This is a genomic window from Dinghuibacter silviterrae (assembly GCF_004366355.1).
Classification (GTDB): Bacteria; Bacteroidota; Bacteroidia; order Chitinophagales; family Chitinophagaceae; genus Dinghuibacter; species Dinghuibacter silviterrae.
The window spans coordinates 3,905,454-3,926,802 of record NZ_SODV01000001.1 but is presented as its reverse complement, the minus strand read 5'-3'; the positions used below and the strand labels follow the sequence as shown (position 1 = coordinate 3,926,802).

14 protein-coding genes are annotated in these 21,349 nt (G+C 59.0%); 6 read left to right on the top strand and 8 right to left on the bottom strand.

Going from position 1 to position 21,349, the window contains the following annotated elements:
* Nucleotides 1–25 precede the first annotated feature (25 nt).
* The 4 genes from EDB95_RS16920 to EDB95_RS16905 are packed head-to-tail and all read left to right on the top strand — an operon-like array spanning nucleotide 26 to nucleotide 5,167.
* Complete coding sequence (locus EDB95_RS16920; protein ID WP_133994980.1) at nucleotides 26–1,735, top strand: IlvD/Edd family dehydratase; 1,710 nt, start codon at nucleotides 26–28, stop codon at nucleotides 1,733–1,735.
* 48 nt (nucleotides 1,736–1,783) lie between these two features.
* On the top strand, nucleotides 1,784–2,545 hold the full coding sequence (locus EDB95_RS16915) for an SDR family NAD(P)-dependent oxidoreductase (RefSeq protein WP_133994979.1): 762 nt from the start codon (nucleotides 1,784–1,786) through the stop codon (nucleotides 2,543–2,545).
* Nucleotides 2,546–2,565: 20 nt separating this feature from the next.
* A complete protein-coding gene (locus tag EDB95_RS16910; RefSeq protein ID WP_162852641.1) occupies nucleotides 2,566–4,791 on the top strand; it encodes a family 20 glycosylhydrolase in 2,226 nt (741 codons plus the stop codon).
* A 19-nt stretch (nucleotides 4,792–4,810) separates the two neighbouring features.
* Complete coding sequence (locus EDB95_RS16905; protein ID WP_133994977.1) at nucleotides 4,811–5,167, top strand: VOC family protein; 357 nt, start codon at nucleotides 4,811–4,813, stop codon at nucleotides 5,165–5,167.
* Here EDB95_RS16905 and EDB95_RS16900 read toward each other — a convergent pair.
* The 5 genes from EDB95_RS16900 to EDB95_RS16880 are packed head-to-tail and all read right to left on the bottom strand — an operon-like array spanning nucleotide 5,164 to nucleotide 12,405.
* The gene (locus EDB95_RS16900; RefSeq protein WP_133994976.1) at nucleotides 5,164–6,228 is read right to left on the bottom strand and encodes a dipeptidase; all 1,065 of its coding nucleotides are present in this window, start codon (nucleotides 6,226–6,228) and stop codon (nucleotides 5,164–5,166) included. The genes EDB95_RS16905 and EDB95_RS16900 overlap by 4 nt on opposite strands.
* Before the next feature lie 2 nt (nucleotides 6,229–6,230).
* Nucleotides 6,231–7,226: a sugar kinase gene (locus tag EDB95_RS16895; RefSeq protein WP_133994975.1), complete on the bottom strand. Its 996-nt coding sequence runs from the start codon at nucleotides 7,224–7,226 to the stop codon at nucleotides 6,231–6,233.
* Nucleotides 7,223–7,684 carry a RidA family protein gene (locus tag EDB95_RS16890; RefSeq protein WP_133994974.1) on the bottom strand — a complete coding sequence of 154 codons (462 nt, stop codon included), beginning with the start codon at nucleotides 7,682–7,684 and terminating at the stop codon, nucleotides 7,223–7,225. The genes EDB95_RS16895 and EDB95_RS16890 overlap by 4 nt, the downstream gene beginning before the upstream one ends.
* Nucleotides 7,685–7,697: 13 nt before the next feature.
* Nucleotides 7,698–9,233 (bottom strand): SusD/RagB family nutrient-binding outer membrane lipoprotein, encoded by a 1,536-nt coding sequence (locus EDB95_RS16885; protein ID WP_133994973.1) that lies wholly within the window; start codon nucleotides 9,231–9,233, stop codon nucleotides 7,698–7,700.
* A 19-nt stretch (nucleotides 9,234–9,252) separates the two neighbouring features.
* Nucleotides 9,253–12,405, bottom strand: coding sequence for a SusC/RagA family TonB-linked outer membrane protein (locus EDB95_RS16880; RefSeq protein WP_133994972.1), 3,153 nt, complete (start codon nucleotides 12,403–12,405; stop codon nucleotides 9,253–9,255).
* Between the two features lie 151 nt (nucleotides 12,406–12,556).
* Between EDB95_RS16880 and EDB95_RS16875 the strand changes: the two genes are divergently transcribed.
* Nucleotides 12,557–13,342 (top strand): DeoR/GlpR family DNA-binding transcription regulator, encoded by a 786-nt coding sequence (locus EDB95_RS16875; RefSeq protein WP_133994971.1) that lies wholly within the window; start codon nucleotides 12,557–12,559, stop codon nucleotides 13,340–13,342.
* Here the strand turns inward: EDB95_RS16875 and EDB95_RS16870 are convergent.
* Genes EDB95_RS16870 through EDB95_RS16860 form a run of 3 tightly spaced genes read right to left on the bottom strand, consistent with a single transcriptional unit; the run spans nucleotide 13,337 to nucleotide 18,825 of the window.
* Nucleotides 13,337–14,263: a glycoside hydrolase family 43 protein gene (locus EDB95_RS16870; protein WP_133994970.1), complete on the bottom strand. Its 927-nt coding sequence runs from the start codon at nucleotides 14,261–14,263 to the stop codon at nucleotides 13,337–13,339. The two genes, EDB95_RS16875 and EDB95_RS16870, sit on opposite strands and share 6 nt — an antisense overlap.
* Nucleotides 14,264–14,275: 12 nt before the next feature.
* The gene (locus EDB95_RS16865) at nucleotides 14,276–16,669 is read right to left on the bottom strand and encodes a TonB-dependent receptor (RefSeq protein WP_133994969.1); all 2,394 of its coding nucleotides are present in this window, start codon (nucleotides 16,667–16,669) and stop codon (nucleotides 14,276–14,278) included.
* Entirely contained in the window at nucleotides 16,666–18,825 is a 2,160-nt protein-coding gene (locus tag EDB95_RS16860; RefSeq protein WP_162852640.1) for a PQQ-dependent sugar dehydrogenase, read from the bottom strand. The genes EDB95_RS16865 and EDB95_RS16860 overlap by 4 nt, the downstream gene beginning before the upstream one ends.
* A 183-nt stretch (nucleotides 18,826–19,008) precedes the next feature.
* Between EDB95_RS16860 and EDB95_RS16855 the strand changes: the two genes are divergently transcribed.
* Entirely contained in the window at nucleotides 19,009–21,348 is a 2,340-nt protein-coding gene (locus tag EDB95_RS16855; RefSeq protein ID WP_133994967.1) for an ABC transporter permease, read from the top strand.
* Nucleotide 21,349 lies beyond the last annotated feature (1 nt).

Here is a 21,349-nt window from a genome sequence, read left to right as displayed (position 1 = left end):
CGCAGAAAAACCTTAAATTGGCTCCATGAACCCCTTGCGCAGCAGCCAATGGTTTGGCAAAAAAGGAAAAGACGGTTTCATCTACCGCGCCTGGATGAAAAACCAGGGCTTCCCCCCGGATGAGTTTAAAGACAAACCGGTCATCGGTATTTGTAATACGTGGTCGGAGCTGACGCCTTGCAACGCGCACTTCCGGGAACTGGCAGAGTCGGTGAAACGGGGGGTGCTCCAGGCGGGTGGTTTCCCGTTGGAATTTCCGGTGATGTCGTTGGGGGAAACCCTGATCAAACCGACGGCCATGTTGTACCGCAACCTGGCGAGCATGGACGTGGAGGAGTCTATACGCGCGAACCCGCTGGACGGGGTGGTGTTGTTGTGTGGTTGTGACAAAACAACGCCCTCGTTGGTGATGGGTGCGTGTAGCGTGGACCTGCCGGCGCTGGTGGTGAGCGGGGGGGCGATGCTGACGGGGAAGTTCCGGGGCAGGGACATTGCCACGAGCGATGTCTGGCGGCTGACGGACGGGCTGCGGTCGGCCCAGGTGACGGAAGAGGAAATGAACGAAGCGGAGGCGGGGATGTGCCGCAGCCGCGGACATTGTGCGGTCATGGGGACGGCTTCGTCGATGGCTTCGATGGTGGAAGCGTTGGGGCTTTCGCTGCCCGAAAACGCAGCGATCCCGGCGGCGGATGCGCGCCGGAAGGTCCTGGCGCAACTGAGCGGGCGGCGGATCGTGGAGATGGTGCGGGAAGACCTGCGGTTGTCGCAGGTCCTGACACGAGAAGCCTTTGAAAATGCGATCCGTGTCAACGCGGCGATCGGGGGGTCTTCCAATGTCGTGGTGCATTTGTTGGCCATTGCGGGGCGGATCGGGGTGCCGCTGGAACTGGCGGATTTCGACCGGTTGTCCCAGAAGATCCCGCTACTGGCGAACCTACAGCCGTCAGGTCAATACTATATGGAAGACCTCTACTACGCCGGGGGGCTTCCGGCGGTCATGAAAGAGCTCCTGCCGCACTTACATACACAGGCATTGACCGTCAACGGGCGGACGGTGGCGGAAAACGTCGCCCGTTTTTCGTCCCTGGACCCGGACGTCATCGCCCCGCTGGACAGGCCGTTCAACCCCTTGTCGGGGATCATCGTCCTGAAAGGGAACCTCTGCGAGGATGGGGCGGTGGTCAAGCCTTCGGCGGCGAGCCCGCACCTGTTGCAACACACCGGCAAGGCGGTCGTTTTTGAAAACATCGACGACTATAAGGCGCGCATCGACGACCCTGCGCTGGTGGTAGACGCGAATAGTATCCTGGTGTTGAAAAGCGTGGGACCCAAAGGTTACCCGGGGATGCCGGAGGTCGGCAACATGGGGTTGCCCAAAAAACTGTTGGCCGAAGGCATCACCGACATGGTACGGATTTCTGACGGACGAATGAGCGGGACGGCCTTTGGCACCGTCGTCCTTCACGTCTCCCCCGAATCGGCGGTGGGCGGCACGCTGGCGCTGGTGCGGGAAGGAGACACCATCGCGCTCGACATACCGGCACGAACGCTTAACCTCCTGGTGTCCCCGGAAGAGCTGGCGGCGCGCCGGGCGGCCTGGACACCGGCCCCGGCGGAGTATACCCGGGGGTATGTAAAGATGTATCTTGACCATGTGGGGCAAGCGCATACGGGCGCGGACTTCGATTTCCTCGTAGGAGGCTCCGGCGCCGCCGTGCTAAAGGATTCACACTGATACGCCGTTTTCAAGACACACATTGACACCTCATTTTCAAGATTTGCTTTGACCCATCCATTTCGCGATAAAACTGCCGTGATCACCGGTGCCGGACAAGGCATCGGCCTCGAAATCGCCTCCCGGCTGGCCGCCGAGGGCGCCTCCGTCGTCCTCAACGACGTCGACAAAAACCTGGCGCACGAAGCCGCGGAACGCATCACGGCCAAAGGCGGCCGGTGTACCCCGGTTCCGGGCGACGCCTCGGAGGAAGCGGTCATCGAACACCTCGTCCACACCGCGGTGGAGACGTATGGCCGCCTGGACATTGCCATCCCTAATGCAGGGATCACTTTGTTCGGGCCCTTCCTGGACTATCCACTGAGCTCTTTTAACGCATTGCTTAAGGTAAACCTGGCGGGGACCTTTTTCCTTGCACAGGCAGCGGCGCGGCAAATGATTACCGGCGGACGGGGCGGCTCTTTGCTCTTTATGTCGTCGGTGACGGGGCACCAGGCGCACCGGGACCTGGCGGCCTACGGCATGAGCAAGGCGGCCATCGAAATGCTGGCGCGGAGCCTGGTGATCGAGCTCTCGCCGCACGGGATCAACGTCAATGCCGTCGCACCGGGGGCCACGCTCACGAGCAGGACCCTCGATACCCCCGGGTATGCACGGCGCTGGTCGGAGATCACGCCCATGGGGCGGGCGGCCACCACCGTCGATATTGCGGAAGCCGTATTGTTCCTGGTGTCCGATGCGGCCCGGCATATCACCGGGCAATGTCTTGTCGTGGACGGCGGCTGGACAGCAGTCAGCCCCGAGCCGTAGCTTTTACCTATTTTCGCGGCATGAAGTTTTCCTTGACCATGATCCTTTTGGGTGGGCTCGCCGTACGGGCGTTCGCACAACCCGTGTTGATTCCTGCGCCGCAGACCATGACGCTGCATGAGGGGCACTTTGCCCCCGGGACGAACACCACGATCGTCGCAGACAAGTGGTTCGCCCACGAAGCCGCCGCCCTGGCTCAGTTGCTACACGTGACCGTTGCCGGAAAGGGTGCCGGTGCGGCGTCGCACCAAAGCGCCATCCGGTTGTCGCACGACAGCACGCTCAGCAACCCGGAGGAATACGTCCTGGACATCACCGGCAAAACGGTCTTGATCCGCGCCAAAGATGCCGAGGGGGCCTTTGATGCGGTGGAGACGATCCGGCAACTGCTGCCCGCGGATGGGTCGGTGGCGCCCCTACCCGGCCTGCACATCGACGACTACCCCACCTACGCCTGGAGGGGGATGCATCTGGATGTGTCGAGACATTTTTTTTCCATACAATACCTGCAAAAATTGATCGACCGCCTGGCGTTGTATAAGATGAACAAGCTCCACCTTCACCTCTCGGACGACCAGGGCTGGCGGATAGAAATCAAAAAATATCCTTTGCTCACGGAGCGGGGCGCGTGGCGGACCTTTAACAACCAGGATTCGGCTTGTATGCGCGCCAGCAAGGACAACCCGGACATGGCGATCGATCCGGGCCATATCATCCACAAGGACGGCAAGACGTTGTACGGCGGGTTTTATACGCAGGAGCAGATGAAGGCCCTCGTTGCGTATGCGGCGGCGCGGCACGTGGACATCATCCCGGAAATCGACATGCCGGGCCACATGATGGCGGCGATCAACAACTATCCTTTCCTGACGTGTAACGGGGAAAACAGCTGGGGGACGTTGTTTACGAAACCCATCTGCCCGTGTAACGAAAGCACGTTTACCTTTGCCGAGAATGTGTTTAAGGAGATCATGTCCATTTTCCCTTCCACTTATATCCACATCGGGGGTGACGAGGTAGACCGCTCGGACTGGGCGAAATCGGCGGCGTGCAAGGCGTTGATGGCGAAAGAAGGGATTAAAGACCTGCCGGGGTTGCAGAGCTATTTTATCAACCGGATGGAAAAGTTTTTTAACGCCAATGGCCGCAAGCTCATCGGCTGGGACGAGATCATCGAAGGGGACGTCAGCCCCAGCGCGGTGGTGATGTACTGGCGCACCTGGGTACCGGCCGCACCGGCCAAAGCGGCAGCAGCGGGTCATCCCGTGATCATGGCGCCGGGGGAACCTTTGTACTTTGATCGCCCCGCCGATCAATACGACCTGTTCAATGTGTATCACTTCAACCCTTCCCGGACGGCGCCGGCCGTCGGCGCCCAGGCTTGTCTCTGGACGGAAATGGTGCCGACCGAAGCCCGGGCGGACTTTATGACGATGCCTCGGTTGACGGCCCTGGCGGAAAACCTGTGGACACACGATACGACCCGATATACGGACTACCTTCAACGCCTCGGCAAGGAATACGCGCGCATGGATGCGATGCATATTCACTATCGTCTTCCTGATCTTCAGGGGTTGCTCAACGACTATGTGTTTACAGATGCGTATGCGCTGACCATTCCTTCGCCTTTGCCGGGCTGTACGATTCGTTACACGACGGATGGGACGGCGCCGGTGGTTTCCTCCCCTGCCCTGCCTGCCACGTATACCGTAACGACAAACCAACAACTCCGGGTGGCGGCCTTTTCGCGGAACGGCGAGCGGGGGGATGTCTATACGCTGAACTTTACACAGCAGGCGCTGCTGGACCCGGTCGCCACTGGCGGTCAAACAGGTCTGGCCTGCAACTTCTATACAGGTTCGTTTAAGAACACCGCGCGCATGATGGAGGCGCGAATCGACACCGCCTTTACGACCGATACCATCGCGGTCCCGGATTGGGTGCACGCGCCTGCTTTTGGGATCGACTATACCGGCTTCATCGAAGTGCCGCAGGGCGGCATCTATACCTTTTTCCTGAATTGCGACGACGGGGGCGTGTTGCATATCGGCCCTTATACCACCGTGGATAATGACGGCAACCACAGCGCCCGCGAAAGAAGCGGGCAGGTGGCCCTGAAGGCGGGGGCGCATCCGTTTGACCTCCGGTTTATCGAGGCCGGTGGCGGATATAAACTGCGGTTGCGCTATAGCTTTAACGGGTCGGCGCCGCGGGATGTGCCGGGGGAGTGGTTTAAACAACCGTAAACCGTATTATTTTAGGGGCATGAGCAACACAACCACAACACATCCCGTCGTGCACTTTGAAATCGGGTGCCGCGACCTGGAAAAGACCACCGCCTTTTATACGGGGATCTTTGGGTGGGCACCGACCCCCATTCCCCAGGCCTCACTCCTGAATACCCAAAGCCCGGAAGGGATACAAGGCCATATCACGGCCTTAGGTCACGAACCCCACCAGTACGTGCTGTTTTATATTCGAACCGCGGATATAGAGGATAGCCTGCAAAAGATCGAAGCGGCCGGTGGCCGGAAGGTCGTGGGGCCGTTCCCGCTGCCGGACGGACGGAAGTTTGCGTGGTTTAGCGATCCGGAAGGGAATATGGTGGGGCTGACGACTTAGCCCCACGCCTTCCGCAGGAACCTCAACCAGTTCCCGTGCATCACATTTTCAATATCAGCGGCGGAATATCCCCGTTTCGACAGGAGCGCGGGTACTTTATTCAAGTCCGTGATGGTCTCCAGGTCCGCAGGGCATTGCTCCTTGCCAAAGGCCCCGTCGAGGTCGGTGCCAAGACCGATGTGCTCCGCGTTGCCCGCGATCTGGCAGATATGGTCCATGTGGTCGATGAGCTTGTCGAGGGTGCAACCCATGCCCTCCGGTGTGGAGCGCCCGCGCACCCACCCGGGGACCATCATCCAGGCGTCGAGGGCGCCGCCGATGACCGCGCCCTTTTGAACAAGCGTGCGGATCATATCGTCGCTGAACTGGCGGTTGTGATCGACCAGCGCGCGGCAGTTGTTGTGGCTGGCCCAGACGGGGCCGTGGTAGAGGTCCATGGCGTCCCAGAAGGCGTCGTCGCAGAGGTGCGTCGCGTCGAGGATGATACCCAACTGCGCCATCTCGCGCAGCAGCGCCTTGCCTTCGGCATTCAGGTGCCCGGTGGCGTCGGTGCCGTTGGCATAACGTCCGGGGCCGTAGTGGGCGGGCCCCAGCGCCCGGAGGCCGTACGCGTGGGCGCGGTGCAGGTGGTCGAGCGTGACTATGGAGTCGGCGCCTTCGAGGCTGAGGATGTAGCCGATGGGGAGGCCGGGAGAACCGGACAGCCACCGCGCCACGTGCGCCTCCAGAGAAGCCGCATCGCGGATCATCACCATTTCCCCCTCGTCCTCCATCGCTTTATACCACGCCAGCTGCCCCTGCGTCTGCGCCCAAGCCTGGGCGGGCGAATGCCACCCCGGTAAGGGATTATCCGGCGCCACAAATCGCCCAATCTGCGTAGCCACCACGAGCCCGACCTGCCCCTCCCGGAGGGCAGGCAGGGAAACCGTACCAAGCCCCCGGTCAGGTTTATCAAACAACCCCTTTTCGCGGAGGCGCAGGGCGGCCACGGAGGTTCGGAGGTCACGGTTCCACTCCAGGGCATTCATGCTAAGGTCAAGGTGGGCGTCTATTGTAAACATAATTAACGGATGACGCGGCCGGACAGGCCGCTTTGGATAAAGTGTTCTATCTCCGCCAGGTTGAGGATGGCCCAGTCCCCGACGATGCTTTGTTTAAGGGCGCCGCAGGCAGTGGCGAATTGGATGATGTTAAGACCAGGCAGCCCGTTCATGATCCCATACAACAATCCCCCGGTAAAGGCGTCCCCGGCGCCGATGGGATCGGTGACATACGGCAGGTCGTAACCGGGCGCAAAGAAGTAGCCGTCCTTGTGCCAAAGCGCCCCCGAATACGTCTGATGCCGCCGGAAGCTCATAGCGAGGGTTTGAAGGGATGGGAACACGCTATGCAGCGCCTGGACGCATTGGACGAAACGGTCTTCAAAACCGGCCTCGCGGTCGGTGTCTATGCCGCAGTATACATTGACGGAATCGAGGTCGGCCACGGCGATGCGGCTAAAGGGCAACAGGTCGCCCATGACCTCCCGGGGGTGTTTGCCGTACTTCCACAACATGGACCGGTAGTTGAAGTCGCAGCTGATGACGATTCCTTTTTCGTCGGCCCGGACCAACGCTTCACGGCAGGCGTCGGCGGCGCCCTGGGACACCGCGGCGGCGATGCCGGACCAATGGAAGTGGGAGACGCCTTCGAAACAGGAAGCCCAGTCGATCATGCCGGGTTGCAGACCGGCGTAGGAGGAACCGGCCCTGTCATAAATGACACGGGTCGGCCGGATGCCGTTGCCCTGTTCGGTGAAATATACGCCCAGCCGGTCACCGCCGTAAAGGATGTGACCGGTGTCGATGCCGTGTGCCCGGAGCTGTTCGACACCCGCCCTGGCCAGGTCGTTTTCGGGGAGGCGGGTGATGTACCGGACGGGGACGCCCAGCCGCGACAGGAGTACCCCCACGTTGGCTTCCGCCCCGGCGTAATAGGCGTTATAAGCGTCACTTTGGAGGAAACGCCTGGCGTCGCTGCTGTGCAGGCGAAGCAGTAATTCACCGAAGGCTGCTGTCATTGCAATTCAAATATAGCTTCAATTTCGACAGGAATGTTGTCGGGTAAGGACCCAAAACCGACGGCGCTGCGGACCCCGATCCCGTGCTCCTCGCCCCAGACGGAAGCGAAAAGTTCGCTGCAGCCGTTGATGACAAAAGGATGCCGTTCGAATTCGGGGGTGCAGTTGACCATCCCGAGGACCTTGAGCACGCGTTTGACCTGGTGAAGGGGGCCGACGTGGGTGCGGATGGTGGACAACATAGTGAGCCCGACCTGGCGGGCGGCCAGCTTGCCCTGGTCGGGGTCGAGGTCGCGGCCGATCCGGCCGATGATCAGCGTTTTGTCGTCTTGCACGGGGCCGTGACCGGATAGGTAGAGGTACTTGCCATCGATCAAAAAAGGTTTGTAGACACCCAAAGGGGCCGGGGCCGGTGGAAGGCTTAGCCCCAGGGTAAGAAATCGCTCGTCTGCGTTCATATATTGCTAGCTTTTATTTATCCCACCATATATGGGTCAAAAAATCATCCGGCCCCTGGCGCGCGATCGCCGCGGCATAAGAGGCGGCGTTCAGGTTTTGCTCGGAGAGCGGATACTCCATCCTTCTGAAGATCTGGCCGCCCGTGACGTTGCCCGGATAATTATTGGGTACCAGTGCCGGGTAACCGGTGCGGCGATACGTGGCAAACACTTCCTGGGCGTCCGGGAAAATGCCAAACCAGAATTGGGTATAGATCTGTTGCATTTGCTGGGCCATCGTACCCGCGGTATTGAGCGGGTGGGCGGCGATATAGGCGTTGATCTGGGCCGTGGGGATGGTACCTGCGCCTGGCGCGATGATGCCCCACTGGCGCATGGCGGCGGCGATCCCGTTTTGATACAACGCGGCGGCGGTGGCGCCGGTATACCAACCCCGGAGGGCGGCTTCGGCGAGCAGGAAATCGGATTCCGCGGCGGTAAAAACGAGCTTTGGCGACCCCAGCAACAAAACCGTGGCGGGGTTGGGTTCGGAGTAGGTGACGAAGTTGGCGGGTTTGACGTTGTTGATGTCGGGGGACATGCCTTGCTGAACGGATACGGCGGTATCGGGCTGTCCATTGACCCAGACGACGGAGAGCACGGGTAGCCGGGGGTCGTTGTAGGCTAAGAGGGAATCGATCCAGACCGCCTGGTATTTACCGCCCTCGGTGTTGGTATTCCCGTTCTGGGCGATATAGTCGTTTGACCAAAGGTCGAGCACCAGCGAGTTCTGGTTGATCTTCTGACCGGTGGCGATGTAGGGCATCTTTGCAATGTCGGCATCGGCGGTGATGACACCCCCGGCGATTGCTTTAGTGACCCAGGTCTGTGCGGTGGCGGGATCGACATTGGTCAGCCGCATCCCGAGCCGGAGCATCAGGGAGTAGGCAAATTTTGTCCATTCCACGGTATTGCCGCCATAGATCAGGTCGGCGGCGCCATACGTCGTTTTCGACACATCCATGCTCGCAATAGCGCCGGACAATTCATTGAACATGTCCATATAGATGGACTGTTGGGAATCGTACGCAGGTTTGTATACTGAGGAATCATACCCCAAACCGGCCTGGGAATAGGGTATATCGCCATAGAGGTCGGTCAGGCGGCTGAAACAATACACCCGCCAGATGCGCGCCTCCGCGTAAAGATTGACGTGTGCGGTGTCGTTACGGAGCGTTTTCAGGACGATCCCGAGCTCGTTGATCTCGTCGGGATAGGCCGCGTTAAACATTGTATACGACTGGGAAATCTGGCTGGAAACGTATTTGGACCCCCACCCCGCTACGTCGTTATAGCTCGTGGTGTACTGCATCGTACCCAACAGGAAGTCGGCGGTGCTGCTTCCGTAAATGCCCTGGCCATTCCCCATACCGTCATAGAGCGCCTTTGTAAAAAGGAGGGAAGGGACAGGCGTGGACGTGGCGTCGGGGTTTGTATTGAGGGTCGTGAAATTCTTGGTACACGAGGACGCGCCAAGAACCAGCAACACAGAAAATATAGACAAGCGCATAATAAAATAAGTTTTGGAGTTAGAACTTGACGGCCAGGTTCAGACCGTAGGAACGCGTGTTCGGCAACCCGATGGATTCGAAACCCTGGCTGCTGCTGTTGGTAAAGCTTTGCTCGGGGTCGAAATTCCGCGTCTTCCGATAAAGGATGAGGAGGTTCCGGGCGACAAACGAGACGTTGGCGGACTGTATCCGCACCAACGGAACGCGGCTGACGGGAATATTATAGGAAAAAATCACCTGCCGCAGCTTTACAAAGCTCCCATCATGGAGAAACAAGTCGGAATACGTCTTATAGTTGTCGTAATAGGAACTTAAGGCAAGACCGCTCGTGGGATTGAGCAACACGGTATTGCTAAAGGCATCCCCGTTCTGGTCGACGCCGTGAACCGTGAGGCCGCCCGCCCGTCCGGCCAGGGTGGTCTTGAGCTTGCCCATCCGCGTCGCGTAGAGCTCGAAGATGGAAAAGACCTTGTTCCCGAATTTGCCGTCCAGCAGGAAGCTCAACCCAAAACGTTTGTAGTGAAACTCGTTGGTCAGTCCCATGGTCAGGGGCGCCACGCTGTTGCCCAGCGGGTGCAGGGGGCCGACGACGGGTTCTTTGGTATTGGCGTTGAAAACGGTGTCGCCCTTGGCGTCCCGGAGCATGCTCGTGCCGACGAGGGTGCCGAAGGGTTTGCCCACGATATTGTCCAGGAAGGCCCAGCCCCCCACCGACGTCGCGAGTTGGATGGAGTTCAGACCGGGGGCGAGCTGGATGACCTTGTTGTTGTTGTAGGCGACGTTGTAGCTCACGTCCCAGCTGAAGTTGGCGGAGCGTATAGGCGTGCCCGTGACCAACACTTCAACGCCCTTGTTGTCCAGCTCCCCGATGTTGAGGATGGCGTTGCTGTACCCGGAGGTCGTGGAGATGGCCGTGTTGACGATGTCGTTGGTGGTCTTCCGGTCATACCAGGTCAGGTCGAGCCCCAGCCGGCTTTTGAGCAGGGAAAGCGCCAGCCCCGCCTCGGTCGTGGTGGAGGTAAAGGGTTTCAGGTTGGGATTGGAGATGACATTGGTCCCCGCGGTAGGATCGGGGGTGACGTTGAGCAGCGGCTGGCCGGAACTGGGGACGTTGCTGTAGCTCAGGTTGATCGAATACGGCGTGGGTTCGCCCCCGCCGACCTGTGCCCAGGAGCCCCTCAGGCTGACCTGGTTGAACACCTCCGGGAGCTTGACAGCGTCTGATAAAATAAAGCTGCCCCCGATGCTGGGGTAAAAAATACGGTTGTGTTGCGGACTGAGCGTGGAAAACCAATCCTGGCGCCCCGTCAGGGTCAGGTAAAACAGGCTGTTCCAGTCCAGGTCGACGGACCCGAACACCGAATTGGTGGCAGTGTGCGCGGTATACGGTGCGACGGAAGACGAAGACAGGTTCGCGAAACTATAAAAGTAAGGGATCGTAAAACCGGCCCCGGTCATGGTCAGCTGGCTGTTCTGGAACTTCCGGCTGTTGGCGCCCGCAAGCACGTTGACCCCCAGTTTTTGCAGGAATGTATGATGATAGGTAGCGGTAAGCAGACTGTTGGTTTCGTTGACATCGGATTTGATCCCCTGGTATTGCCCCTGGGGCACGTACAACGTCCCCGTGGGTACGATGTCGGTAAAATTATAGTTGTAAAAGTCCTGGCTGATCGTGCCCTTCACGACGAGGTCCTGCAACAACCGGTAGGCGATAGAGGCCTGCCCGATAAAGCGGTTTTTGGTGTCGTCTTCCTTCCACTTGTTGATCACGAAATACCCGTTGGACGCGATGGCAGCGTCGTTCCAGATGGTCTCGTTGCCGTTCGCGTCGAACCCCGGTTTTAGCCAGCGTACGTCGGCCGTGTTGGCGATTTCAAGCGGCGTCCAGTTGGGATTTCCCAATGCGTCCCCCGCCCCGGTCCGGTCGTGTCCGATCTCCTGGTTGTACTGGGCGAGGCCTTCCAGGGTAATACGGCTGCCCAGTTTGGCGTCGACCGAAAGGTTGAATGTCTTCCGGCTGTAGGTCGTGTTCGGAAGGATGCCTTTGCTGCTGAGGTCGGAGGCCGAGAAGCGGTACGTGGCCACGTCCCCGCCCCCCACCAAAGCAAGCGTGTTGGTGTAAGCAGAGCCCGTCTGGTAATAATTTTTATAGTTGTCTTTTTTTGCGGTGTACGGATGGGTTTTGCCGTCGACACCGACATAGTTGGTGGAACCGTCGATCGGTGCACCCCAGGACCTTCTGCCGGAAGCCTGTGCGGCAGCAAGGGTCGTCGGCATGACGCCGTTGATGCCTTGTCCGTAGGTATACTGAAAGTCGGGCACCACGGCTACGTTTTGAAAGGTCGCGGTCGTGTTGTAGTCGACGCCTATCCCCTTTTGTGCACGACCCTTTTTGGTCGTAATGAGGATGACCCCGTTGCTGGCGCGGGAACCGTACAAGGCCGCGGCAGTCCCGCCTTTAAGGACGCTGATCGATTCGATGTCATCGGGGTTGATGTCCGCGATCCCATCCCCGCGGTCGATGTTGAACGTGATCCCGTTTGCGGTAGGGGCGCCCCCCGGTACGGAATTGTCGATGGGCATCCCGTTAATGACGTACAAAGGCTGGTTGTCACCGACCAGCGAGCCGTTGCCCCTGATCGTGACGCGGCTGGAGCCGCCGGGCCCCGTGGACAAACCGACGGCATTGACCCCGGCGATTTTCCCCGTCAGCGCGTTGGCGACGTTGTTTTCGCGGGCCTGGGTGAATTCGTTCCCCGCCACGGTCGTCATGGCATAGCCCAGGGACCGTTTTTGCCGGTTGATCCCCAGCGCCGTCACCACGACTTCGTTGAGGGTGGAGCGGCTGACGTCGAGCACGACGTTTACGTCGGTTTGACCCGGTTCCAGGGTCACAACCCTCGTCACAAAACCCACGGAGCTGATCGTAAGCCGAATGGTTTTTGCACTTTTTGCAGCGGGGATAGTCAAGGAAAAATGACCCGCGGCATCCGTCACCGTAGCCACCTCTTTGTCGAGGGTGACCGTGGTGCCCGCCAGGTTCGTACCGTCGGCACTCCCTTTGACGGTTCCTTTGACCTGGACGGCGTGGCCCTGGCCGAAACCCATCGTACAGGCCAGCAGGCAGCAGGCAAGGGCGCTGCCCAGCGCAGTTAGTTTGGTTGTAAGCATGGAAGGTTAAGGTTTACGTTAGAAAATCAAGCCTGAGTAGAATTTGCAAATATTGCAACTAAAGTAATCATTTTGGGATTAATTGCAAATATTGCTGCAAAAATTTGGCGGTATTTGTAATTTCGCCGGATAGTGTAGATTTACCAACACGATGGCAAAGACAAAGATCAACGGTGGCACCGCCGTGCCGGCGCTCCCCAAAAAAGAGCGGAAAGACTTGATCCTAAGACAAGTCAACATCCATACGCGTCTGATGTTCAATGACCTCGTAGCATTGATCGACGTCTCCGAGGATACCATCCGCCGGGACATCAACGAACTTGCGGAGGAAGGCAAAGTCATCCGCATCAAAGGAGGCGTCATGTCCGCCGCCTATCACTACGGGCACGAGGCCGAAACCTACGCCCAAAAGAGCAAGGCCGTCATCGCGGATAAGGTCCTCTCTCTGCTGAAAGACGACATCATCATCCTCGCCGGCGGCGGTACGACGATCCGCGAATTCATCAAAAGGATCCCACCCACATTGCGCGCTACTTTTATTACCGTCAATGTGCTGACCGCGGTCGAATTGCTCGACAAACCCATGATCCGCACCATCATGATCGGCGGACAGGTCTCGGCCTATAGCCAGATGACCGTCAGTGGCGAAGTATTCGAATACCTCGCGGGCATCAAGGCGGACCTCTGCATCATGGGCACCAACGCCATCGATCAGGTCGCCGGGCTGACCGATTCCGACTGGGAAACCATACAGGTGAAAAAAGCCATGATCAAGGCTGCGGAAAAAGTGGCCATCCTGGCCATCAGCGAAAAGCTCGACTCGACGATGCAAATGAAGATCGCCGATATAGACGAGGTGGACTATCTGGTCACGGAGTTACCCCCGGATCACCCGAATTTGCAGGCGTACCGGTTGAAGGATCTGACGATTCTATAGCGGCCGCGGCGCCACCCCTTCCATGGTAATCTTCACCGGCTTTATGGTCCCGTCCGGCGCAAACTCCATCTTGTCGATACACACGACGCGATGGTTCGCGTCGGTTTCACCCAGCGGCCGGCGGTGATAGACGATGTAATAGTCATCGGTTCCGGGGATGTGAAGGATGCTGTGGTGACCCGCGCCCGTGGCCACGGCCATATCCTGCTGAAGGATTTTGCCGATGCGTTTGAAGGGGCCCATGGGGCTGTCTGCCATGGCATAAGCGACCGAATAGTCAGGACCCGTCCAACCACCCTCGGACCACATAAAGTAGTACTTGCCCTTCCGGTAGATCATATAGGGGCCTTCCACGTAGTGTTCGGGGGTGATTTCCTTAAACGCCGACGCAAACCCCGTAAAGTCGTCCTTGAGCTTTGCAATGTTACAATGCCCCCAACCTCCATAGATCATATACCAGCTTCCGTCCTTGTCCTGGAATACCGCCTGATCGATAGGTTGGGCGCCGTTGTGAAAAACGCCGATCAGCGGCTTGCCGAGGTAGTCGCGGTAGGGTCCCCCGGGGCGATCGGCCACGGCCACACCTATCCCGCCAAGAGAAGTATCGTTCTGGATGTCGTTGGCGCCAAAGAAGAAATAATACTTCCCGTCTTTCTTCGCGATGGCCGGGGCCCACATCGCGCGTTTGGCCCAGCGGACGGAGGTGGTGTCCAGGATATGCGGATGTTTTTGCCAGTGTACCAGATCGGTGGAGGAAAAAGCATCAAAAAACACCTGGTCGTTATACCGGGCGGAATAGGTGGGATAGATCCAGTAGGTGTGCCCGTAGACCGCGGTCTCGGGGTCGGCGTACCAACCGGGAAAAATGGGATTGCCGGAAGAGGATGGCAACAACAGCAGCAGATAAAGATAGACGCCCATCGGCCAAAGATACTATAATCTACCTGCCCACCGAAGCGTAACGCCATAAGTACATGGGTCCCCCAGGTGCGTCGCGCCGAAGTCGTACGCGTAGGCGATGTACCGTGTTTTGGACAGGTTTCTCGCCCACCCTTCCAGGGTGACGTCGCCGTAGGCAACACCCGCGCCGGCGTTGACGACCTGGTAAGCGCCCTGCTCGATCTTATTGGCCAGGTCGAAGTACTGACGGCCGCGATAGATCCACTCGCCCCTTATATGCGCGCTCCATTTGGAATCCAGTTTTACCGTGTACTGCAACCCCAGGTTGGACGTCATATCCGGCGTAAAGACCTGCGTCTTGCCTTTAAGATCCTCGGCGCTCCCGTTTTGCGACAGGTCGAGTTTGTCATACGTCGCGTGGGTCAAGCCAAAGCCATACGTCAACCGCAGCCCGGTCGCGAGGAGCGCCTGAACGTCGGCGTCGAGACCCCGGCTTTCCAGCCGGCCCGCGTTCTTTGTCACGGTCACGCCCGCCGGGAGTTCGAGCGTGGGTACCTGGACGTCGTTGATGACGCAATAGAAAAGGGCGATGTCGGCGGTGACCCGTCCGTATGCTCCTTTTACGCCTGCTTCCCAGTTGTTGCTGTATTCGGGTTTGTAGGGATACAAAGGCGGCTGGGTAGGATCCCCGCTGATGGCGGTAAGCCCTCCCGTGCGGTAGCCCCGCGCATAGCGGGCGTAGGCGCTGGTGTGCGGGTCAAGCGTTTTGGCGATCGCGCCCATGGGGGAAAAGGCACCATAAGAAGCGTTCGCCGCGGTATCGGGTTGGATCGTGCTCGCGCTGCCGCCGTCCGGCACGTATGCGCCGTATACCCGTTCATGGTTGTGCTCATAATCATACCGCAACCCTGCGGTCATACTCCACCCGTGGGCCAGGTGACGGGTAACCTGCCCGTAAGCGGCCAGCCCTGCACCGTATTGCGTGGAGTTGTCGACGATCGCATAGTTGCTGTCTGGCGAACCGACCAGGGCGGCGTCCTTTCCATAGTGGGTGCCTTGTTTAGTGGGGACGTCTTGGTAAAAGCCGTACAGACCGGCTGTCCAATCCCAGCCGCCGGCTTTGAGGCCTCGCGCGGCCGCCGCGCTCCCAAAGCGCAGCTCCTCAGTCACGTTGCTGACCTTGTTCCAAGGCTTCCCATAGTTGTTGATGAGGGTGATGGCATCCACCGGCGAAAAATCCCCGTCGATCGGCTGTTGATAGATGCGATAATTGGAAGCATAGGCTGTTTGCGTGCTAAAGGTAAAGCGCGGCCCCGCGTACCGTGCCGCCAGCGACGCATTCACGGTATTGTCCACCATCGTGGTGACGGCATTCTGGTCGACATGATAGGGATGGGCCAGGACCATCCCTGGCGTCGCCATCAGCGGAAAGGCGCCGTTGTTGCGGTTCTCCAGGTGTTTGAAGGTACCTTCCACAGACCAATGGTTCCCAGCCAGGTAGCGCAGCGCATAGTTCCCGCCGAAACGGTGCTGGCGGTCGAAGTCGGTATGGGTATAGTCGTTGGTGTAAAAACCGTGGCGGCCTTCGTATAAGACAGCGGCGGACAGGAACAACCGGTCGCGCACGACCGGCAGTTGCAGCCCCGCCGAATACCGTTGCTGGTCATAGTTGCCCAGGTCGGCTTCCACAAAAGCTTTTCGTTCGCCGGTGGGCGGGCGTGTGATGACGTTGATGACACCGCCGAGTGCGTTACGCCCATAAAGCGTCCCCTGCGGCCCTTTCAGGACCTCGATCCGGTCCACGTCAAAAAGCTGGGGGATATAGCTTTTGAGGCTCATGGCGCTTACGCCGTCCACATAGGTGGTGACGGCGGGATCATACGACGTGCTGGTGACGCCCCGGATAGAGATCACATCTCTTCCATCGCCGGGCCCCGCAGCGTAAAGGTTCGATACCTCGTCGCGCAGGTCTTCCATCGCCCAAAGGCGCTCCGCTGCGGCGGCGTTCAGGGTGGTGAGGCTCAGGGGAAGGTCCCGGGAGTTTTCTTCCTTTTTCCCTGCACTAACTACGATATCATCGAGTTGCCGGATGGCCGGGGCCAGCGATATATCGAGCGAGTCGCCGGAAACGATACGGGAGGCGTAGCCCGGAGCAGTGACATAGAGGGTGAGGCGCGCGGTCGAAGCCGCATCGCGTCGGGCGGCGCCATCCGGAGGCGCTTTGGCGGTGCGCCCCACGCCCCCCGCAGCGGCGCCCACGGCCAGCGTGAACCTGCCGTCCGCCCCCGTAGTGGCCTCCACGACCGTATTCAACACCCGTACGGTGGCCCCCGCCACAGGCTCGCCATGCGCGCCGGTGACGCGGCCATGCAAGGTCTGCGCGAAGCACACGCGCAGCAGACAGCATAACAGCAACGCGTACCTCATTTGCCCCCCTTCTTTTCCCCCGACAACGCGAGAATGTACTGAATAACCTTGTGGAGGTCGTCCTTGTTTATATCAGGGTGGGCCGCCATCGCTACATCACCCCAGACACCGCTGCCGCCCCGGATGACCTTTTGGGTGAGGTAGGTGTCGACGTCGGTGTGATCCGCATACTTTTCGGATACCTGTAGGAACGAAGGGCCGATGGACTTGCCGTTTTCCTGGTGACAGCTTTTGCAGTCGAGGTTTTGGACAAGCGCTCGGCCCGTCTGGATGACCGGGTTGTTGCTGGCCAGGGTACCGTCCGGGGACGCGACGTCGCCGGTGGCGCTAAAAGAAGTATCGTAGTCAAGCCGGTAAAGCCCGGCATCGGGATTTTTTGTAAACCACCCCGTCCCATATTCCAGCATGTAGAACCGCCCGTCGGGCCCCACTTCGAGGTCGATGCAATGGTGTATGGGCAGTTTGGGCAAAAAGGGCTCCATTTCCATGAGGTCACCCTTATCGTTCATGGTGACGGCCATCATCCAATCGCGCATCCATTCGTAGATAAACAATTTGCCGTCGTAATACGAAGGATAGCGGGTTTCTTCGGGGTAGTCGTCGCAGTGGTACACCGGTCCGGCCATGGCGGTCCGGCCGCCGTTTCCGACTTCGGGGAATTCGGGGGAATTCCCGTAAGGATACCAAATAAACGCGTTTTGGGCGGGAGGCAGGTCCGTCAGACCGGTATTGTTGGGGGACGTATTCCGGGGGTGTTGCGGATCGAAGGCGGGGCCGGGAACACCGTTGGTATAATCGTAGGCGTGGTACGCCAGGTTGTTGCCGACAAAAAACGGCCAGCCAAAGTTCCCGGCGGCGCGGGCCTGGTTGTATTCGTCGTATCCCCTGGGGCCGCGGGTGCCGAGGCTGTCGCTGCCGGCGTCGGGTCCGACCTCGCCCCAGTATAGGAAGCTGTTGGCCTGGTCCACGGAGATCCGGTAAGGATTGCGGTCTCCCATGACATAGATCTCGGGCCGGGTATTGGGCGTGCCCGGTTTAAAAAGGTTTCCTTCGGGAATGGTATAACTGCCGTCATTGTGCACACGGATGCGGAGGATCTTCCCGCGGAGGTCGTTGGTGTTGCCGGCCGAACGTTCCGCGTCGTATTGCTGGTCGCCGGGAACCTGGTCCAGCGGGGCAAAACCATGGCTGACAAAACGGGCGCCGCCTTTGTCAAAGGGCGTGGAATTGTCCCCCGTGGACAGAAAGAGCAGGCCGTCGTGGTTAAACGCGATGGATCCACCCGTATGGCAACATATATCCCGGGTGGTATGGACCTCCAGGATGGGTTTTTCCGTCGCGGGGTCCAGGGTATCGTTTGCAAAAGTAAAACGCGACAACCGGTTGAACGGGCTGTCGAGTACGCTGTAGTAGATGTATACCCAGTGGTTCTCCGCATAGTCGGGGTCTTTGCAAAGCCCGAGCATCCCCTCTTCCACGTTCACGCCGGGTTTGTCGGTATGGAAATAGACGCCCAGGAGTCCCGCCTGTTTGAGCTGGTGGGTGGCGTTTTTGTACAACATCACTTCACCCCTTCTTTGAAGGAAAAGAACGTCCAGATTGGGCAGGACCGTCATTTCCGTGGGTTCGAAGATCTGCCCCTGGACGAGGGGCACCTTTTTGAAATGGGCTTCGACCGGCGGATACACCGTGGTCGTCCTGCCGTAGTTCAGCCCGTCCACCGCATGGAACACGCGGGCGAGGCTGTCTCTTTTGAAGAGGGTGTCAGCATTGTATACCCGGTCCCCGTAAGGATGGTCCCCTTTAATGAGGCGTTTGTACCAGTTCCAGTCGTAGTCCGTGACGCCATTATGGCCGAGGCGGATTAACCCGCCTCCTGCTTCCAGGAAACGCTTCAGGGCGACACGGCTGGCAAAGGGCAACATGTCCCCGTCCGCGTCCAACAGCACGACGGCGGTATAACGGGTCAGGGTACTGTCTGTAAAGCGGGTGGGATCGGTGGTGGTGTCCAGGCGGACCTTCATCGAGTCCAGGGTCTTGATCAGCCGGACGCTGTCGGGATGTCCTTCGGTTTGGGAAAAAGATAAGATCAACACGCGGGAGGGTGTGGTGTGGCAGGCAGCCAGCAGCAGGAACAACGGCAAGTATCGCTTCATAAGGGGGGCAAGATATTGAAAAAGCAAGGCGCGATCGTGACCGTTGGTCCCGGAATTCCAACGTTTGCACACTACCGAACAAACGTTGTATCGAAAGCGGGCACCTTTTTCACCGGTCCGCCCCTCAATCAGATGATAGTCAGTCACGTATAGGTCCGGCATGGCTTTCGCTCCCGACCCCGTATGCTGCGCACCCTTTTCAAAACCGCCGTCCGGAACCTGGCCCGGCACCGCGTGTTTACCCTGCTCAATGTCGTGGGTTTGTCCACCGGCTTGGCGTGTTCCCTGCTGATCTGGCTTTGGGTCCGTCACGAGCTGAGCTTTGACCGCTATCCTGACGTCTACCGGGTCACCGCCCGCGTACTCGACCAGGAATATCCGCTCACAGGGGCCCCGCTGGCAGAGGCATTAAAAACACAGGTCCCGGGGGTGGTCGAAACCGCACGCATAAAAGGCACCTTCGGGGGATCCACCGTTTTTACAGTTGGTAACAAATATTTTGAGGAAAAAAGGGCGTTTTTCGCGGACCCCAGCCTGTTGAGGATGTTTTCCCTGCCGCTGGTATCCGGCGATCCGGCCACCGCCCTGGTGGCGCCGGATGGTTTACTCCTCACGGAACACATCGCTAAAAAATACTTCGGAGACAAGAACCCTGTCGGCGAGACCATTCGTATGGGGGACAAGGACGTGTTCAAGGTCACCGGTGTGCTCAAAGACATGCCCTCCAACACCCATTTGCAGGTGGACATTTTATTACCCATGTCGTTTGACGCCAAAACGGACGGCGACATCCTGAACCATCACTGGGACAACCTCAATTTCTATACCTATGTGCAGCTCGACCCGGCAAAAGCCCCGGCGCTGCAACGACAGATCAATCAAATCTACGCTGAGGCAGACGCGAGTTTTAAAGCGGACATCGCCCTGCAACCGGTGGACCGGATCCACCTGTATTCCACTTATCCTTATGACATCACGGGTCACGGGGATATCCGGTACGTGCGCATTTTTTCCTTGGTGGCCTTGATCATTCTCCTGGTCGCCTGTATCAATTTTATGAACCTGGCCACGGCCCGGTCGGCCCGGCGGGCAAAGGAAGTCGGGGTCCGCAAGGTGATCGGCGCCCCGCGCTGGCAACTGATCGCGCAATTCCTTGGAGAATCAGCCGTGGTCACGTTCCTGTCTCTTTTGGCGGGTCTCGTCTTGCTTTTTGTAGCCCTTCCTTTTTTTAACGACGCCCTGGGCACGACGCTGTCGGTAGACTTTGCCTACGGCTGGATACTGCTGGGGGTATTCCTGCTGACGGCGCTGGTGGCGGGTTCCTACCCTGCCCTTTTCCTGTCGGGTTTCAAGCCCGTCAAGGTGCTAAAGGGCACAGCCACCCCCGGGCAATCGTCCACACTTTTTCGGAACGGCCTGGTTGTTTTCCAGTTCGTCGTTTCTATCGTCCTGATGGTGGGGACCCTCGTGGTGTATAGCCAACTGCGGTATATCCGGGAACGCGACCCGGGTTTTAACAAAACAAACCTGCTGTACGCGCGGCTTAAAGGAGACCTGGGGCGACATATAGACGCGCTCGCCGCGCAAATGAACACCAGCCCCCGTCTCGGGAAATACACCGTGGTGTCCGAGATACCCGTCAACCTGAGTATGGGCACGGCCGGGGTTCATTGGGAAGGGAAAGATCCCAACAGCCTTCCGATGTTTTCGGTCATGGGCGTGGATACCGCCACCATTGATGTCTTCGGCATGCACCTGGTCAGCGGGCGCAATTTTTCGACGGCTTACCCTACCGATTCGCTCAACTATATCGTCAACGAAAGCGCGCTCAGGGTGCTGGGCTGGGACGCCCGGACGGCGGTGGGCAAACCGTTGCAGGTATGGGACAATAAGGGGGTGGTGATCGGAGTCATCCACGATTTCAACTTCAAACCGGTTCAGTCCGCGGTGGACCCCTTAATCTTCAAATACAACCCCGGGCCCAAAAACGACTGGCTCAGAAGGATGGTCGTTGTCCAAACCTCACCCGCCGGCATCGGCGACCTGCGCGCCGTCATGACCCGGCTCAACCCCAATTACGACGCCGACTATGGTTTCGTCGACCAGCAACTGTCGGCGCAATACCAGGCGGAACAACGGCTGGGTTTTCTGTTCAACACGTTTGCGGTGCTTGCGATTTTCATTTCCTGTCTCGGGCTGGGGGGCCTGGCGGCCTTTACGGCGGAACAACGCACCAAGGAGATCGGGATCAGAAAGGTCCTCGGCGCTTCCGTGCAGGGCATCGTTGCCCTTTTGTCCCGCGGGTTCCTCCGGCTGGTGGGCGTATCCTTTGCCCTGGCCGCGCCCATCGCCTATTATTGTATGCAACGATGGCTCGGGGACTACGCGTTCCGGATCCAACTCAGCGCCTGGTTTTTTGTCGCGGCGGGCGGCGCCGCAGTCCTGATTGCCCTGGCGACCGTGAGTATACAGGCCGCGCGGGCTGCCATTGTCAACCCTGTCAAAAGCCTAAAGAACGAATAAT

Bases quoted from the DNA above. Each gene is read 5' to 3' on its own strand.
- EDB95_RS16920 (WP_133994980.1), top strand. From the start codon at position 26: ATGAACCCCTTGCGCAGCAGCCAATGGTTTGGCAAAAAAGGAAAAGAC.
- EDB95_RS16910 (WP_162852641.1), top strand. From the start codon at position 2,566: ATGAAGTTTTCCTTGACCATGATCCTTTTGGGTGGGCTCGCCGTACGG.
- EDB95_RS16905 (WP_133994977.1), top strand. From the start codon at position 4,811: ATGAGCAACACAACCACAACACATCCCGTCGTGCACTTTGAAATCGGG.
- EDB95_RS16900 (WP_133994976.1), bottom strand. From the start codon at position 6,228: ATGTTTACAATAGACGCCCACCTTGACCTTAGCATGAATGCCCTGGAG.
- EDB95_RS16895 (WP_133994975.1), bottom strand. From the start codon at position 7,226: ATGACAGCAGCCTTCGGTGAATTACTGCTTCGCCTGCACAGCAGCGAC.
- EDB95_RS16890 (WP_133994974.1), bottom strand. From the start codon at position 7,684: ATGAACGCAGACGAGCGATTTCTTACCCTGGGGCTAAGCCTTCCACCG.
- EDB95_RS16885 (WP_133994973.1), bottom strand. From the start codon at position 9,233: ATGCGCTTGTCTATATTTTCTGTGTTGCTGGTTCTTGGCGCGTCCTCG.
- EDB95_RS16880 (WP_133994972.1), bottom strand. From the start codon at position 12,405: ATGCTTACAACCAAACTAACTGCGCTGGGCAGCGCCCTTGCCTGCTGC.
- EDB95_RS16875 (WP_133994971.1), top strand. From the start codon at position 12,557: ATGGCAAAGACAAAGATCAACGGTGGCACCGCCGTGCCGGCGCTCCCC.
- EDB95_RS16870 (WP_133994970.1), bottom strand. From the start codon at position 14,263: ATGGGCGTCTATCTTTATCTGCTGCTGTTGTTGCCATCCTCTTCCGGC.
- EDB95_RS16865 (WP_133994969.1), bottom strand. From the start codon at position 16,669: ATGAGGTACGCGTTGCTGTTATGCTGTCTGCTGCGCGTGTGCTTCGCG.
- EDB95_RS16860 (WP_162852640.1), bottom strand. From the start codon at position 18,825: ATGAAGCGATACTTGCCGTTGTTCCTGCTGCTGGCTGCCTGCCACACC.
- EDB95_RS16855 (WP_133994967.1), top strand. From the start codon at position 19,009: ATGCTGCGCACCCTTTTCAAAACCGCCGTCCGGAACCTGGCCCGGCAC.